At 54.5% G+C, this 15,365-nt stretch carries 16 protein-coding genes; 8 read left to right on the forward strand and 8 right to left on the reverse strand.

What is annotated here, in order from left to right:
* Position 1: 1 nt before the first annotated feature.
* The 5 genes from accA to tilS all read left to right on the forward strand — a co-directional run bounded on the left by accA (position 2) and on the right by tilS (position 6,943).
* On the forward strand, positions 2-961 hold the full coding sequence (gene accA, locus BM373_RS13335; RefSeq protein WP_090462166.1) for an acetyl-CoA carboxylase carboxyl transferase subunit alpha: 960 nt from the start codon (positions 2-4) through the stop codon (positions 959-961).
* 189 nt (positions 962-1,150) lie between these two features.
* Entirely contained in the window at positions 1,151-2,917 is a 1,767-nt protein-coding gene (locus BM373_RS13340; RefSeq protein ID WP_090462168.1) for a chitinase, read from the forward strand.
* Between the two features lie 80 nt (positions 2,918-2,997).
* Positions 2,998-5,136 (forward strand): lysine decarboxylase LdcC, encoded by a 2,139-nt coding sequence (locus tag BM373_RS13345; protein ID WP_090462169.1) that lies wholly within the window; start codon positions 2,998-3,000, stop codon positions 5,134-5,136.
* Positions 5,137-5,195: 59 nt separating this feature from the next.
* Positions 5,196-5,585, forward strand: coding sequence for a VOC family protein (locus tag BM373_RS13350; RefSeq protein WP_090462171.1), 390 nt, complete (start codon positions 5,196-5,198; stop codon positions 5,583-5,585).
* A 65-nt stretch (positions 5,586-5,650) separates the two neighbouring features.
* On the forward strand, positions 5,651-6,943 hold the full coding sequence (gene tilS / locus BM373_RS13355; RefSeq protein ID WP_090462204.1) for a tRNA lysidine(34) synthetase TilS: 1,293 nt from the start codon (positions 5,651-5,653) through the stop codon (positions 6,941-6,943).
* 35 nt (positions 6,944-6,978) lie between these two features.
* Here tilS and rof read toward each other — a convergent pair whose 3' ends face one another.
* Together rof and BM373_RS13365 are read right to left on the reverse strand one after the other, a co-directional pair.
* On the reverse strand, positions 6,979-7,239 hold the full coding sequence (gene rof, locus BM373_RS13360) for a Rho-binding antiterminator (RefSeq protein ID WP_090462172.1): 261 nt from the start codon (positions 7,237-7,239) through the stop codon (positions 6,979-6,981).
* Positions 7,226-7,426 (reverse strand): YaeP family protein, encoded by a 201-nt coding sequence (locus BM373_RS13365; RefSeq protein ID WP_090462174.1) that lies wholly within the window; start codon positions 7,424-7,426, stop codon positions 7,226-7,228. Before BM373_RS13365 ends, rof begins: the two co-directional genes overlap by 14 nt.
* Positions 7,427-7,623: 197 nt before the next feature.
* On the opposite strand from BM373_RS13365, the gene BM373_RS13370 reads away from it, so the two are divergent.
* Positions 7,624-8,166, forward strand: coding sequence for a YaeQ family protein (locus BM373_RS13370; RefSeq protein WP_090462175.1), 543 nt, complete (start codon positions 7,624-7,626; stop codon positions 8,164-8,166).
* Positions 8,163-8,582, forward strand: coding sequence for an alternative ribosome rescue aminoacyl-tRNA hydrolase ArfB (arfB, locus tag BM373_RS13375; RefSeq protein WP_090462177.1), 420 nt, complete (start codon positions 8,163-8,165; stop codon positions 8,580-8,582). The genes BM373_RS13370 and arfB overlap by 4 nt, the downstream gene beginning before the upstream one ends.
* Before the next feature lie 60 nt (positions 8,583-8,642).
* On the opposite strand, the gene proS is transcribed toward arfB, so the two are convergent.
* The 6 genes from proS to metN form a co-directional block, all read right to left on the reverse strand.
* Positions 8,643-10,361 carry a proline--tRNA ligase gene (gene proS, locus BM373_RS13380; protein WP_090462179.1) on the reverse strand — a complete coding sequence of 573 codons (1,719 nt, stop codon included), beginning with the start codon at positions 10,359-10,361 and terminating at the stop codon, positions 8,643-8,645.
* A gap of 111 nt (positions 10,362-10,472) precedes the next feature.
* Positions 10,473-11,177 carry a tRNA (N6-threonylcarbamoyladenosine(37)-N6)-methyltransferase TrmO gene (gene tsaA, locus BM373_RS13385; RefSeq protein WP_090462180.1) on the reverse strand — a complete coding sequence of 235 codons (705 nt, stop codon included), beginning with the start codon at positions 11,175-11,177 and terminating at the stop codon, positions 10,473-10,475.
* Entirely contained in the window at positions 11,174-11,578 is a 405-nt protein-coding gene (gene rcsF / locus BM373_RS13390) for an Rcs stress response system protein RcsF (RefSeq protein ID WP_090462182.1), read from the reverse strand. Before rcsF ends, tsaA begins: the two co-directional genes overlap by 4 nt.
* Before the next feature lie 107 nt (positions 11,579-11,685).
* Positions 11,686-12,501, reverse strand: coding sequence for a MetQ/NlpA family lipoprotein (locus BM373_RS13395; protein WP_090462184.1), 816 nt, complete (start codon positions 12,499-12,501; stop codon positions 11,686-11,688).
* A gap of 44 nt (positions 12,502-12,545) precedes the next feature.
* Complete coding sequence (locus BM373_RS13400) at positions 12,546-13,199, reverse strand: methionine ABC transporter permease MetI (protein WP_090462186.1); 654 nt, start codon at positions 13,197-13,199, stop codon at positions 12,546-12,548.
* On the reverse strand, positions 13,192-14,223 hold the full coding sequence (gene metN, locus BM373_RS13405) for a methionine ABC transporter ATP-binding protein MetN (protein WP_090462188.1): 1,032 nt from the start codon (positions 14,221-14,223) through the stop codon (positions 13,192-13,194). The genes BM373_RS13400 and metN overlap by 8 nt, the downstream gene beginning before the upstream one ends.
* Positions 14,224-14,411: 188 nt before the next feature.
* On the opposite strand from metN, the gene gmhB reads away from it, so the two are divergent.
* Positions 14,412-14,978, forward strand: coding sequence for a D-glycero-beta-D-manno-heptose 1,7-bisphosphate 7-phosphatase (gmhB, locus tag BM373_RS13410; RefSeq protein ID WP_090462190.1), 567 nt, complete (start codon positions 14,412-14,414; stop codon positions 14,976-14,978).
* Positions 14,979-15,365 lie beyond the last annotated feature (387 nt).

The raw sequence follows: 15,365 nt of genomic DNA on the forward strand, positions 1-15,365 counted from the left end.
TATGAGTCTGAATTTCCTTGATTTCGAACAGCCGATTGCAGAGCTGGAAGCGAAAATCGATTCCCTGACGGCAGTAAGCCGCCAGGATGAGAAACTGGATATTAACATCGACGAAGAAGTGCATCGTCTGCGTGAAAAAAGCGTAGAACTGACGCGCAAAATCTTTGCCGATCTCGGCGCATGGCAGGTAGCCCAACTGGCGCGTCACCCGCAGCGTCCGTACACCCTGGATTATGTCCGCCTGGCATTTGATGAATTTGACGAACTGGCAGGCGATCGTGCCTACGCAGACGACAAAGCTATCGTTGGCGGTATTGCGCGTCTGGATGGACGTCCGGTGATGATCATCGGCCACCAGAAAGGCCGTGAAACCAAAGAGAAAATCCGTCGTAACTTTGGTATGCCGGCTCCGGAAGGCTATCGCAAAGCGCTGCGCCTGATGGAAATGGCTGAACGCTTCAACATGCCGATCGTGACCTTCATCGACACCCCAGGCGCATACCCTGGCGTGGGCGCGGAAGAACGCGGTCAGTCTGAAGCGATCGCCCGCAACCTGCGTGAAATGTCGCGTCTGAACGTTCCGGTGATCTGCACCGTGATCGGTGAAGGCGGTTCCGGCGGCGCGCTGGCGATTGGCGTGGGTGACAAAGTCAACATGCTGCAATACAGCACCTATTCAGTGATTTCACCGGAAGGCTGTGCGTCTATTCTGTGGAAAAGCGCCGATAAAGCGCCGCTGGCCGCTGATGCGATGGGTATCATCGCGCCGCGCCTGAAAGAGCTGAAGCTGATTGATTCGGTGATCCCTGAGCCGCTCGGCGGCGCACACCGCAATCCGGAAGCCATGGCTGCCTCGCTGAAAGCGCAGCTCCTGGCCGATCTGGAAGATCTGGATGTGCTGAGTAAAGAAGATCTGCGTAACCGCCGTTACCAGCGTCTGATGAGCTACGGCTACGCCTGATAATTTCTCACTATTCCCTGAGGGCCGGTTATTCCGGCCCTTTTTTTATCACTCCATTGCGCTGATACCTTGTGATTCTGCCGATGAGATGATGTGACATTTTCCCCTTTCCGTTCCCCCTACACTCAGGCCGTTGCGACATGGAATTCGCCAGCGCAATACGGATAAAACGAGTGAGGGGAAATCCTGATGAAAAAACACAAAACACTACTCCTGAGCGCGATTGCCGCCGGAGTGATCCTGAGCTTGCCCGCAAGCCAGGCTGCGCTGAAGGCAGACAACAGCACGCCATACACCATGAAAGCCAGTGACCTGGTGAAAAAAGAGCAGGAGCTGACCGGCTCGCCGCTGATGCAGTCGGTGAAAGCGTCAATTAAAACGCTTGATAATGCCGAAGTGGAAAAAGTCGCGCCGGGCCGCGCGGCAAACCCGGCAAACGTTAAGCGTGTGGAAAGTATTATCAGCGGCAGCGACTGGGATTACCTTTTCCCGTTGCGCGCGCCGGAATACACCTACACCAATTTCCTGAAAGCCGTCAGTAAATTCCCGGCAGTATGTGGAAGCTACAGCGATGGACGCGATGCAGATGCCATCTGCCGTAAATCGCTGGCGACCATGTTCGCGCATTTTGCCCAGGAAACAGGAGGACACGAAAGCTGGCGTCCGGAAGCCGAATGGCGTCAGGCGCTGGTTTATTTGCGTGAAGTGGGCTGGACCGAAGGTCAGAAGGGCGGCTACAACGGGGAATGTAACCCGAACGTCTGGCAGGGTCAGACCTGGCCATGCGGTAAAGATAAAGACGGCGATTTCCTGAGCTACTTTGGCCGTGGCGCGAAACAGCTTTCTTATAACTACAACTACGGGCCGTTCTCTGAGGCGATGTACGGGGATGTAAAAACCCTGCTGGAGAAACCGGAGCTGGTGGCCGACACCTGGCTGAACCTCGCCAGTGCGATCTTCTTCTTCGTTTATCCGCAGCCGCCAAAACCGAGCATGTTGCACGTTATTGATGGCACCTGGAAACCCAACGATCGCGATAAGGCTAACGGCCTGGTCAGCGGCTTTGGCGTGACCATCCAGATCATCAACGGCGGCGTGGAGTGCGGTGGTGCGGCAGAAAACGCCCAGTCTCTTAACCGTATCAATTACTACAAAGAGTTTGCGAAGTATCTGAAGGTCAATGTGCCGGCTGATGAAGTGCTCGGCTGCAAAAACATGAAGCAGTTCGACGAAGGCGGCGCGGGCGCTCTGCCGATTTACTGGGAAGAGAACTGGGGCTGGTCAGCAGAAACGCCGTCGGGCAAAACCTACGCCTGCCAGTTGGTTGGCTACCAGACGCCGTTCAGCGCATTCAAAGAGGGCGATTACGGCAAATGTGTTCAGCACTTCTTTAACGTGAATCTCGTGGATGATAAAGGCACCGTCACGCCTGAGCCTGAAACGCCAGTGACGCCTGAGCCTGTCGTGGAAACGAACGTCGCACCGGTTGCGCACATTGCCGGGCCGGTCGGCGCAGTGGAAAGCGGCAGCCGTGTCTCTCTGAGCGGCGCGGGTTCCACCGATCGGAATGGTGATGCCCTGACCTATACCTGGATGCTTCAGGATGGTCAGACGATCAGCGGCAAAGATAAATCCGTGATTGATTTCACCGTACCGGAAACGGACAAAGACACGCAGCACGTCTTCAGCCTGACAGTGAGCGACGGAAAACTGACGCACACCACCACGTACACGCTGAATGTGAAAGCAAAAGCGAAAACGCCCGCCGACGGTGGCGCAACGACTTACCCGGCATGGAACGGTAAAAACCGCTGGAAAGCGGGGGATATCGTGAACAACGACGGTAAACTCTTCCAGTGTAAGCCGTTCCCGTTCAGCGCATGGTGCAACTCCGCCCCGGCTTACTATGAGCCAGGCGCAGGCATTGCATGGCAGGATGCGTGGACCGCACTGTAATCTCCTCACACGCCAGCGCTTGCCGCTGGCGTTATTCACGTCGTCTATGCTTAACGGAGGTTTGTACACAGGAGTAACGCGTGAATATTATTGCCATTATGGGATCGCATGGCGTCTTTTATAAAGATGAGCCGATTAAGGAACTGGAGTCTGCGCTGGAAATACAGGGATTTAAAATTATATTCCCGCAAAACAGGGCCGATCTGCTGAAACTTATTGAACACAACCCGCGCATCTGCGGGGTGATTTTTGACTGGGACGAGTACGGTATCGACCTGTGCAGCGATATCAGCCAGTTAAATGAATATTTACCGCTGTATGCCTTTATCAATACCCATTCGGCGATGGATGTCAGCGCCCACGACATGCGCATGGCGATATGGTTTTTTGAATACGCCTTAGACGCGGCGGACGACATTGCCACCCGCATCCGTCAGTACACCAACGAATACCTCGACACCATTACCCCGCCGTTGACCCGCGCGCTGTTCACCTATGTGAAAGAGGGGAAATATACCTTTTGTACGCCGGGACATATGGCGGGCACGGCATATCAGAAAAGTCCGGTGGGCTGTCTGTTTTATGACTTTTTCGGGGGCAATACCTTAAAAGCCGATGTGTCGATCTCGGTGACGGAACTGGGATCGTTACTCGATCACACAGGCCCCCACCTGGAAGCCGAAGAGTACATCGCCCGCACTTTTGGCGCTGAACAAAGCTATATGGTGACCAACGGCACCTCCACGTCGAATAAAATCGTGGGGATGTACGCCGCACCCACCGGCAGTACGCTGCTGATTGACCGCAACTGCCACAAATCGCTGGCGCACTTATTGATGATGAGCGACGTGGTACCGCTGTGGCTGAAGCCGGGCCGTAATGCGCTGGGGATTCTGGGCGGTATTCCGCGCCGTGAATTTAGCCACGCCAGCATTGAGCAGAAAGTCGCAACCACCCCCGGCGCGGCCTGGCCCGTCCATGCGGTGATCACCAACTCCACCTACGACGGGCTGCTGTATAACACCAACTGGATCAAACAGACGCTGGACGTGCCGTCGATCCATTTTGATTCGGCCTGGGTGCCGTACACCAATTTCCATCCTATCTACGCCGGTAAAAGCGGCATGAGCGGCGAGCGTGTCGCGGGTAAAGTGTTCTTCGAAACCCAGTCCACGCATAAAATGCTGGCGGCTTTTTCGCAGGCGTCGCTTATTCATATTAAAGGTGAATACGACGAAGAGACTTTTAACGAAGCCTATATGATGCACACCACCACTTCACCGAGCTACCCACTGGTGGCGTCGATTGAAACGGCGGCGGCGATGCTGCGCGGTAATCCCGGCAAACGGCTGATCAACCGCTCCGTTGAGCGCGCGCTGCATTTCCGCAAAGAGGTGCAGCGATTAAAAGATGAGGCCGACGGCTGGTTCTTTGATATCTGGCAGCCGGACGGGATTGACGAAGCCGACTGCTGGCCAGTCGCGCCGGGCGAAGAGTGGCACGGCTTCCGCGAGGCAGACGCCGATCATATGTTTCTCGATCCGGTGAAAGTCACCATCCTGACGCCGGGGATGGATGAACGGGGAAATATGAGCGATGAGGGCATCCCGGCGGCGCTGGTGGCGAAGTTTCTTGATGAGCGCGGTGTGGTGGTCGAAAAAACCGGGCCGTACAATCTGCTGTTTTTATTCAGTATCGGCATCGATAAAACCCGGGCGATGGGCCTGCTGCGCGGGCTGATGGAGTTTAAACGCGCGTACGATCTCAATCTGCGGGTGAGAAACATGCTGCCGGATCTCTTTGCTGAAGATCCTGATTTCTACCGCAACATGCGCATTCAGGATCTGGCGCAGGGGATCCACCAGCTTATCCGCCAGCACGATCTGCCGCGTCTGATGTTGCAGGCATTCGACGTGCTGCCGACGCAATGTATGACGCCTTACAAAGCCTGGCAGCAACAGGTGAAAGGTGAGGTTGAGACGGTGGCGCTTGAGGAACTGGTCGGGCGTATCTCAGCGAATATGATCCTGCCGTATCCGCCGGGCGTACCGCTGCTCATGCCGGGGGAGATGATCACCGAACAAAGCCGGGCGGTGCTCGATTTCCTGCTGATGCTGTGCGCGATTGGCCGCCATTATCCGGGCTTTGAAACCGATATCCACGGCGCAAAACGCGATGACGAGGGCATCTACCGGGTACGAGTCCTAAAACAGCGCTGAGTGCTTGCAGAGTTTTTCGGGCGCGGGTAACGTGCTGGGATCATAAAAAGGGAGGCTTTATGCTCGGTATTAAACAGATCCACCATATTGCGATTATCGCCACCGATTACGTCAGGAGTAAGGCGTTCTACTGCGATATTTTAGGTTTTACCTTGCAGGGTGAGGTGTACCGCGAAGAGCGGGATTCCTGGAAGGGCGACCTGGCGTTAAACGGCCAGTACGTGATTGAGCTGTTCTCGTTCCCTTTCCCGCCCGCGCGCCCCGGCTGGCCTGAAGCCTGCGGGTTACGCCACCTGGCGTTTAGCGTCGACAATGTGGATAACGCCATCGCCCATCTTGAATCCCACGGCGTGAGGTGCGAAGCGGTACGCATCGATCCGATCACCGGCAAGCGCTTTACCTTTTTCAAGGATCCGGATGGTCTGCCGCTGGAACTTTACGAGCAGTAATCCTTGCCTGCACCCTGGATGCCCGGTAACGTTCCGGGCATCTTCACTTTAAAATTATCATCATGATGACTTCCGCTCTCGCACAGACGCTTACGCCGCATCGCCAGTTTTTGCTGGCCTTTAGCGGTGGTCTGGATTCCACGGTATTGCTGCATCAACTGGTCAGCCTGCGCGACGCCGGTGAACCTGTTTCGCTGCGCGCCATCCATGTGCATCATGGCTTAAGCGCTAATGCGGATGGCTGGGTTGAGCATTGTCAGCAAGTCTGCGCGAGCTGGCAGGTGCCGCTGACTGTGGTGCGCGTGACGCTTGCCGCTGACGGGCAGGGGATTGAAGCCGAGGCGCGAAAAGCGCGCTATCAGGCGTTTAGCGAAGCGCTTCTGCCCGGCGAAGTGCTACTCACGGCGCAGCATCTTGATGATCAATGCGAAACCCTGCTGCTGGCGTTAAAGCGCGGCAGCGGCCCGGCGGGACTGGCCGCCATGCCAGTGTCGTTACCGTTTGCTGGTACGTTACTGCTGCGCCCGCTGTTAAACACGTCGCGCGAATCCCTTGAGCGCCTGGCGCGGGCGCATCAGTTGCGCTGGATAGAAGATGACAGTAATCAGGATGACAAATTCGACCGCAATTTTTTACGCCTGCGGATTTTGCCCCTGCTGAAAGCACGCTGGCCGCATTTTGCCGACGCTTCCGCCCGCAGCGCCGCGCTGTGTGGTGAGCAGGAGCAACTGCTGGATGAACTGCTGGCTGAAGAACTGGCTGGCCTGATGAGCGCTGAAGGCGCGCTGATGGTTGCACCGCTCACCGAAAAAAGCGCGAATCGCCGCGCTGCGCTGCTGCGTCGCTGGCTGGCGTTTCATCGTGCCACCATGCCTTCGCGCGACATGTTGACGCGCATCTGGCAGGAAGTGGCGCTGGCGCGTGAAGATGCCGCTCCCTGCCTGACGCTGGGGGATTTTGAAATCCGTCGCTTTCAGGGACAACTCTGGTGGGTGAGGGCGGTAAGCAGCCAGCGTGATACCGTTATCGACTGGTCCGATCCTCACCACGCGCTTTCGCTGCCGCCCGGACTGGGTGAACTGCGCTTATCACCAGGCGGCCCAATTCGCCCTCCCGCAGAGGGTGAGCGGGTCACGGTGCGTTTTAGTGCGTCGGGAACGTTGCATATTGTCGGGCGGGCAGGCGGGCGGAAGCTCAAAAAAATCTTGCAGGAGCGGGGGGTTCCTCCCTGGCGACGTGATACCACGCCGTTGCTTTTTTACGGTGAAACATTGATCGCCGCAGCGGGAGAATTTGTTACCCAGGAGGGGTGGGTGCAGGACGATAACGGGGTAACACTGGACCGGGAAGGTGCTTAACAAAGTAACGGGCAGCCAGGCCGCCCGTTATTGATTCAGGATTCGCTCACCACCACGGTGCCGATATCCGGGTGACTGAAGCTGGCTATTTTGTCGAGACGGAGTTCACGCGATGCGCCTGTGGCGTCAACGACCAGGTACTCAACGTTCTTGCGCATGACCAAATCACTGGCTTTAGCCTTTAACACTTCGCCGTCTTTGAGTTCCAGCGTCAGTAAAAGATGATGCTGGCAGGCGAGTTCGAGATTGTCATAGTCATCACAATTGATGGGTTGATAAGTATCATTCATTGACATAATCGCTCACCAGTAAGTTCGCGGCAGCATAGGCTGCCTTTTCCCTGACGGACTCAGAAAGGGTGTCATCAGACGCCGTTTCATCGAGTACTTTTAATACGCAGCCCAGCGCATCCGGGATATACCCTAAGTCTCCGCTGGCGATCTCCGCATACCGCTTGCGTATTAACTCACAATATTTTTCCACATGCCCTCCTGTCAGTGTGCTGACTTAACCATGGGATGTAAGTTTAAGCCTACGAAGATTAACTCTGTTTAGCAAGGTGACTATACCATACTCATTTGCGCAATATCAGCGTAGTGAAACGGCGCGACATCAAGAGTTAACAGCGCTTTAGTGCTGAATTCGCTACAATGAACGCCATTTTGTGAAGGAGTTGGGTCATGGCGTTAAAAGCGACAATTTATAAAGCAGCGGTCAACGTAGCCGATCTGGATCGTAACCGATTTCTTGATGCCACGCTGACAATGGCGCGTCATCCTTCCGAAACGCAGGAGCGTATGATGCTGCGTTTGCTGGCGTGGATTAAGTATGCCGATGAACGTCTGCAATTTTCCCGTGGACTGAGTGCGGAAGACGAGCCGGAAGCCTGGCTGCATAACGATCATATGGGGATCGATCTGTGGATCGAGCTCGGCCTGCCGGACGAGCGCCGGGTGAAGAAAGCCTGCACGCAGGCGAAAGAAGTGGCGCTGTTCACCTACAACAGCCGCGCGGCGCAAATCTGGTGGCAGCAAAATCAGAATAAACTGGCGAGCTACAGCAACCTGAGCATCTGGTATCTGGATGATGAGCAACTGGAAAAGCTCAGCGCCTTTGCCGCGCGCACGATGTCGTTGCAGGCGACCATTCAGGAAGGAGCCATCTGGCTTTCCGCCGCAGACGATAATCTGGAAATCCATCTCACGCCCTGGCAGCAGGCATGATTATTCTGTCGTCGAATGTCACCATTCCGGACAGCGAACTGGAGATCACGGCGATCCGTGCTCAGGGGGCGGGTGGCCAGCATGTGAATAAAACCTCCACGGCCATTCACCTGCGTTTTGACATTCGGGCATCCAGCCTGCCGGAGTTTTACAAAGAGCGCCTGCTCGCCGCCAGCCATCATCTAATTACTGAAGACGGCGTGGTGATCATCAAGTCTCAGGAGTATCGCAGCCAGGAGATGAACCGAGAAGCGGCGCTGGCGCGGCTGGAATCGCTGATTAAAGAGTTAACCACCGTGCAGAAAAGCCGGCGGGCAACGCGGCCAACGCGCGCGTCAAAAGAACGTCGGCTGGCAGGAAAAGCGCAAAAATCGTCCGTTAAATCCCTGCGCGGCAAAGTTCGCCGCACCGACTGACCCATAAAAAAAGCCCGGTGAGCGTGATGCTTACCGGGCCTGCATGAGCGTTAACCGCGTTTAGCCTTTAATGGCTTTCACCAGATACGGCAGAATATCGCCGGTTTTGATCATCTGCTTCTCGCCATTGCGACGGTATTTGTATTCGATCTCGTCGCTGTCGAGGTTACGGTCGCCAATCACGATGGTATGCGGAATACCGATCAGTTCCATATCGGCAAACATCACGCCCGGACGCTCTTTACGATCGTCCATCAGCACATCAATGCCCTGCGCACGCAGTTCGTTATACAGTTTTTCTGCCAGTTCCTGTACGCGGAAGGATTTGTGCATGTTCATCGGCAGGATCGCCACATGGAACGGTGCAATCGCTTCCGGCCAGACAATGCCGCGCTCGTCGTTATTCTGCTCGATGGCAGCAGCCACCACGCGGGTGACCCCGATACCGTAACAGCCCATGGTCAGCGTCTGGTTACGGCCATCTTCACCCTGAACGGATGCTTTCAGCGCGGCGGAGTACTTGGTGCCAAGCTGGAAGATGTGACCGACTTCGATACCGCGTTTGATAAGCAGGGTGCCCTTACCGTCCGGGCTTGGATCGCCTGCCACTACGTTACGGATATCAGCAACTTCTGGCGTCGCCACATCGCGATCCCAGTTAATGCCAAAATAGTGTTTACCATCGATGTTCGCGCCAGCAGAGAAATCGCTCATGACGGCAACGGTGCGGTCGATAACCACCGGGATCGGCATGTTCACCGGACCAAGGGAACCCGGGCCTGCTTTCACCAGCGCACGAATTTCTTCTTCGGTGGCGAAAGTCAGCGGGCTTGCCACCTGCGGCAGTTTTTCCGCTTTGACTTCGTTCAGTTCGTGATCGCCACGTACCAGCAGGGCAACGAGTGGAGAGCTGCTTCCTTCCACCGCTTTCACCAGCAGGGTTTTAACGGTTTTTTCAATCGGCAGACTGAACTGCTCGACCAGCTCGGCGATGGTTTTGGCGTTCGGCGTGTCAACCAGCGTCATTTCCTGGGTGGCGGCCGCGCGCGGCGTTGCCGGAGCCAGGGCTTCAGCGAACTCAATGTTTGCGGCGAAGTCGGAGCTGTCGGAGAAGATCACATCGTCTTCGCCGCTTTGCGCCAGCACCTGGAATTCATGGGAAGCGCTACCGCCGATAGAACCGGTGTCAGCCTGCACCGCGCGGAAATCCAGTCCCATACGGGAGAAGATTTTGCTGTAAGCGGCATACATGGTGTCGTAGGTTTCCTGGAGGGATTCCTGCGTGGTGTGGAAAGAGTACGCATCTTTCATCAGGAATTCACGCGAGCGCATGACGCCAAAACGCGGGCGAACTTCGTCACGGAATTTAGTCTGGATCTGGAAGAAGTTCAGCGGCAGTTGCTTATAAGAGCTGAGTTCGTTACGGATCAGATCGGTGATGACTTCTTCATGCGTCGGACCGAGTACGAAAGGACGATCGCCGCGATCGACAAAACGCAGCAGTTCCGGGCCGTACTGCTCCCAGCGACCGCTTTCCTGCCACAGATCCGCAGGCTGAACGACCGGCATAGACACCTCGATAGCACCGGCGTTGTTCATCTCTTCGCGCACGATGTTTTCGACTTTTTTCAGAACGCGCAGGCCGGTCGGCAGCCAGGTATATAACCCGGAGGCCAGCTTACGGATCATCCCGGCGCGCAGCATCAGCTGGTGGCTGATGACTTCCGCATCGGCAGGCGTCTCCTTGAGAGTGGAGAGCAGATATTGGCTAGTACGCATGTTGTTACGGTTCCATTTGGACGATGAGCACAGGCTCAACGTGAGCCTGACACAAAAAAAGTGGTTTAGTTTATCAGCCTGACCCTGATGCCAAAAGAGAGCGCACTAAAATTAGCGCGATTCCAGCGCAAAGACTTCAAATCCTGACGGCGTGACGCGCCAGCGCACGTTGAAATCGTGCAGCCAGACGGCGTAGGTTTTACCCGTCTCTTCATCTTTGCGATAGGCCGGGCGTGGATCCTGGGCCAGAACATCGGTAATGAACTGCGTTAAATCCGGGTAGCGCTGCTCCAGTTGCGGCAAGCGTTGTGCGATTTCCGGGGTGAAAAACACCGGCATATCTGCCTGCGGTGCCTGCTGTGCATAACTGGCTCTGGCATCCGGCAGCGACTCGGCAAAGGGCAGGTAAGGCTTGATATCAATGACCGGCGTACCATCCACCAGATCGAGGCCGCCCAGATCCAGAATCACCTGATCTTTCTGGCAGCGAATGCCTTTTAATTCAACCAGCGACATGCCAATGGGATTGGGGCGAAAGGTAGAGCGGGTAGCAAAAACACCCATTCGGGCGTTACCGCCCAGGCGTGGAGGCCGCACGGTAGGCCGCCAGCCGCCGTCCATGGTCTGATGAAACACAAAGACCACCCACAGGTGGCTGAAGGCTTCCAGACCGCGTACTGCATCGGCCTGGTTATAGGGGGCAATGAAATGAAGTTCGCCATGGCTTTTCACAAGCCCAGGCTGGCGCGGAACGGCAAACTTCTCTTTATAAGGAGAGCGAATAACGCCTATTTGCCCGAACTCAAAAACACTCATTTCGCCGTGATGTTAAGAGCAGAACCAATGCAAACGGCCTGACGGTAGCAGCCCGGCGTACCGCTGGTGACTTCACAGCTGTGTTGCAGAACGGCGTTGGCTTTCAATTTTGAGGCGTTGATTTGCATGCGCTTACGTGCGGTCGGGATATTCGGTGGGGAATCCTGGTTCGTCGCCTGACAGGAATCGCCGCTCACTTCACCCAAATCGCGGAAAGGTTTACCCACTAATTCTTCGGCGTTGGTGATGACTCTTACCGGAGTAGGGCGCTGGGCTTTCGGTTTTTCCTGCTCTGCTTTAGGTGCCGCAGCGGTGCTTTTTGCAGGTTCGACAGGAGATCTGCTTAGCATGGAACAGCCGCTCAGCATGAGTGCCAGTAAACAGATCGGTAAAGCACGCATAATATGTCCTCAGTAGATAATCGAATGACCAGATATTGAATCAGGTGCATGCAGAAATGACAAGACGGGCATGCGCCCGCCTTGAATCATATTACAGAAAAACGAGATTACCAGCCTTTAACTGCGCCGCCGTTAAAGACTTTGTTCGCTTCCTGGTCAACTTCATCAGATTGATAAGCCTGAACAAACTTCTTCACGTTTTCCGCGTCTTTGTTGTCTTCGCGAGTCACGATCATGTTCACGTACGGAGAGTCTTTATCTTCAACGAAGATGCCGTCTTTCGCCGGAGTCAGGTTGATCTGGCTGGCGTAAGTGGTGTTGATGACGGCCAGGGCGATCTGCGCATCATCAAGGGAGCGCGGTAACTGCGGCGCTTCGAGTTCAACAATCTTCAGGTTTTTCGGGTTTTCTACCACGTCCAGTACGGTTGGCAGTAAGCCTACGCCGTCTTTCAGTTTGATCAGACCCTGTTTTTGCAGCAGCAGTAAGGAGCGACCCAGGTTAGTCGGATCGTTTGGCACAGCAACCTGTGCGCCTTCCTGAAGTTGCTCAATGCTTTTGATTTTTTTCGAGTAACCGGCGATCGGGTAAACGAAGGTGTTACCCACGGAGGTCAGCTTGTAACCACGGTCTTTGATCTGCTGATCCAGATACGGTTTGTGCTGGAAGGCGTTAGCGTCGATGTCGCCTTTGCTCAGCGCTTCGTTCGGCAGAACGTAATCGTTGAAAGTCACCAGCTCAACGTCCAGACCATATTTCTCTTTTGCGACTTTCGCTGCCGTTTCTGCAACCTGCTGTTCAGCACCCACAATTACGCCCACTTTGATGTGGTTCGGATCTTTTTCGTCCTGACCGCAACCCACCAGGGCCAGAGAACCCACCAGGGCACAGGCTGCCGCTAAGGTCTTAAGTTTAAACGCCATGCTATTTTCCTTAACTCGTCGAGTCGATTGTGTTGTTTATAACGTTATTTGTGAGTCACTGCCCGGACGATGCGATCGCCCGAGAATTGAATTAAATAAACCAGAACCACCAGTAATACCAGCACCGTATTCATCACGGTAGCGTTATAGCCAATGTAGCCGTACTGATAACCGATTTGCCCCAGACCACCGGCACCGACAGCACCGCCCATCGCAGAGTAACCCACGAGAGTGATGAGCGTAATAGTGGCGGCGTTGACCAGGCCTGGCAGCGCTTCCGGCAGCAGCACTTTACGGATGATCTGCATCGGCGTTGCACCCATTGCGCGGGACGCTTCAATAAGCCCGGTCGGAATTTCCAGCAGGGCGTTTTCAACCATACGTGCAATAAATGGAGCTGCCCCGACGGTTAACGGCACAATCGCCGCCTGCAAACCGATGGAAGTGCCGACGATGACGCGCGTGAACGGGATCATCCATACCAGCAAAATAATAAACGGGATGGAGCGGAAAATATTGACCAGCGCTGAAAGGCTGCGATAGAGCCGGGCGTTTTCACTGATTTGCCCCGGGCGAGTGATATAAAGAAGCACACCCACCGGCAGGCCGAGAACAAAACCGAAGAAGCCGGATACAAATGTCATCGCCAGCGTCTCCCAGACACCGCGTGCCAGTAACCACATCATTGGCTCAGACATAACCCAGTACCTCTACTTTTACATGGTGTTCTTGCAGCCAGGCAATGGCGGCTTGTGTATCCTGGTGAGTGCCGTGCATTTCGGTCAGCATAATGCCGAATTTCACGCCACCGGCGTAATCCATCTGCGCGCTAATAATGTTGTTGTTCACATTGAAGCGGCGTGCGGTTTCAGAGAGCAGCGGCGCATCTACTGACTGACCGGTAAACTCCATACGCAGCATCGGTACGCTGTTGCTCTCCGGCTCCTTTTTCATGCGCTGAAGGTAATCTTCAGGGATATCCAGATGCAGGGTGGACTGAATAAACTGCTGGGCCAGCGGGGTTTTCGGATGGGAGAACACTTCGCTGACCGTGTCCTGCTCAATCAGTTCGCCGTTACTGATTACCGCCACACAGTCGCAAATGCGCTTAACCACGTCCATTTCATGCGTAATAAGAAGGATGGTTAAACCCAGACGACGGTTAATGTCTTTGAGCAATTCAAGGATTGAGCGGGTGGTGGCTGGATCCAGCGCGCTGGTGGCTTCATCGCACAGCAGTACTTTGGGCTGACTTGCCAGCGCACGGGCAATCGCCACGCGCTGCTTTTGACCACCGGACAGATTTGCCGGGTAGCTGTCATGCTTATCGCTCAGGCCGACTAAATCCAGAAGCTCGGTCACGCGACGTTTAATTTCTGCCTGCGGCGTGTTATCCAGCTCCAGAGGCAAGGCCACATTGCCAAATACGGTGCGTGACGCCAGCAGATTAAAGTGCTGGAAAATCATGCCAATCTGACGACGTGCTTTAGTCAATTGTGATTCTGAGAGGGCGGTGAGCTCTTGCCCATCGACCTGAACGCTGCCGTCAGTCGGGCGCTCAAGCAGGTTGACGCAACGAATCAGCGTGCTTTTACCGGCACCTGACGCACCAATCACGCCATAAATTTGACCCGCAGGCACATGCAGGGTGACGTTGTTCAGCGCCTGTATGGTGCGATTCCCCTGCTGGAACACTTTGGTAATATTCGAAAGTTTAATCATTAGATTATTTTTATCGTGTAAAAGTTAGCCGTGGCATTTTGTTCTGCCAGATACGGGTGATGGCCGTAAACAAAACGGATGTTAAGGCATCCAGACGTCTAATTCAATGCAACTCTCTATTATGAGCACTTTCTTGCGTGCTGAAACATGAGATAATGCCGTACACGCTTTTTTCAGGAGTTAAGCCGGTGGCACAGTTAGTACCCGCAATTTTTCTCGATCGTGATGGCACGATTAATGTTGACCATGGATATGTCCATGAAATTGACAATTTCGAGTTTATCGAAGGCGCAATAGAGGCAATGGCTGAATTGAAGGCAATGGGCTTTGCACTGGTGCTGGTGACTAACCAGTCCGGTATTGCCCGCGGCAAATTCACCGAAGCGCAATTCGAAACGCTAACCGAGTGGATGGACTGGTCGCTGGCCGACCGTGGGGTGGATTTGGACGGCATCTATTATTGCCCTCATCACCCGCAGGGGAGTGTGGAAGAATTCCGCCAGGTCTGCGAATGCCGTAAACCACATCCAGGCATGCTTATCTCTGCGCGGGATTTTTTGCACATTGATATGGCGGCTTCTTATATGGTGGGTGACAAATTAGAAGATATGCAGGCAGCCGCCGCAGCGAATGTCGGGCATAAAGTATTAGTGCGTACCGGGAAACCAGTAACAGCCGAAGCAGAAAATGCAGCGGATTGGGTAATTAATAGCCTTGCAGAGCTGCCTGCAACCATCAAAAAGCAGCAAAAATAGGCGTTGTGTTGAAAAGATGAGCGGTTGAGATAAAAAATCATTTTTCCGCTTGTCATTCCTTCCGGGCCCCCTATAATGCGCCTCCATCGAAACGGCAAACGTGAATCACTTCACACTGAGTAGCCGGTCCGGTTGAAGAAAAAAAATCCTGAGATTCAGGGTTGACTCTGAAAGAGGAAAGCGTAATATACGCCACCTCGCAACGGTGAGCGAAAGCCGCGTTGCACTGCTCTTTAACAATTTATCAGACAATCTGTGTGGGCACTCAAGGACATGGATTCTTAACGTCGCAAGACGCTAAATGAATACCAAGTCTCTGGAGTGAACATACGTAATTCATTACGAAGTTTAATTCACGAGCATCAAACTTAAATTGAAGAGTTTGAT

Origin of the sequence: Enterobacter sp. kpr-6 (assembly GCF_900116015.1) — a bacterium.
Classification (GTDB): Bacteria; Pseudomonadota; Gammaproteobacteria; order Enterobacterales; family Enterobacteriaceae; genus Enterobacter_D.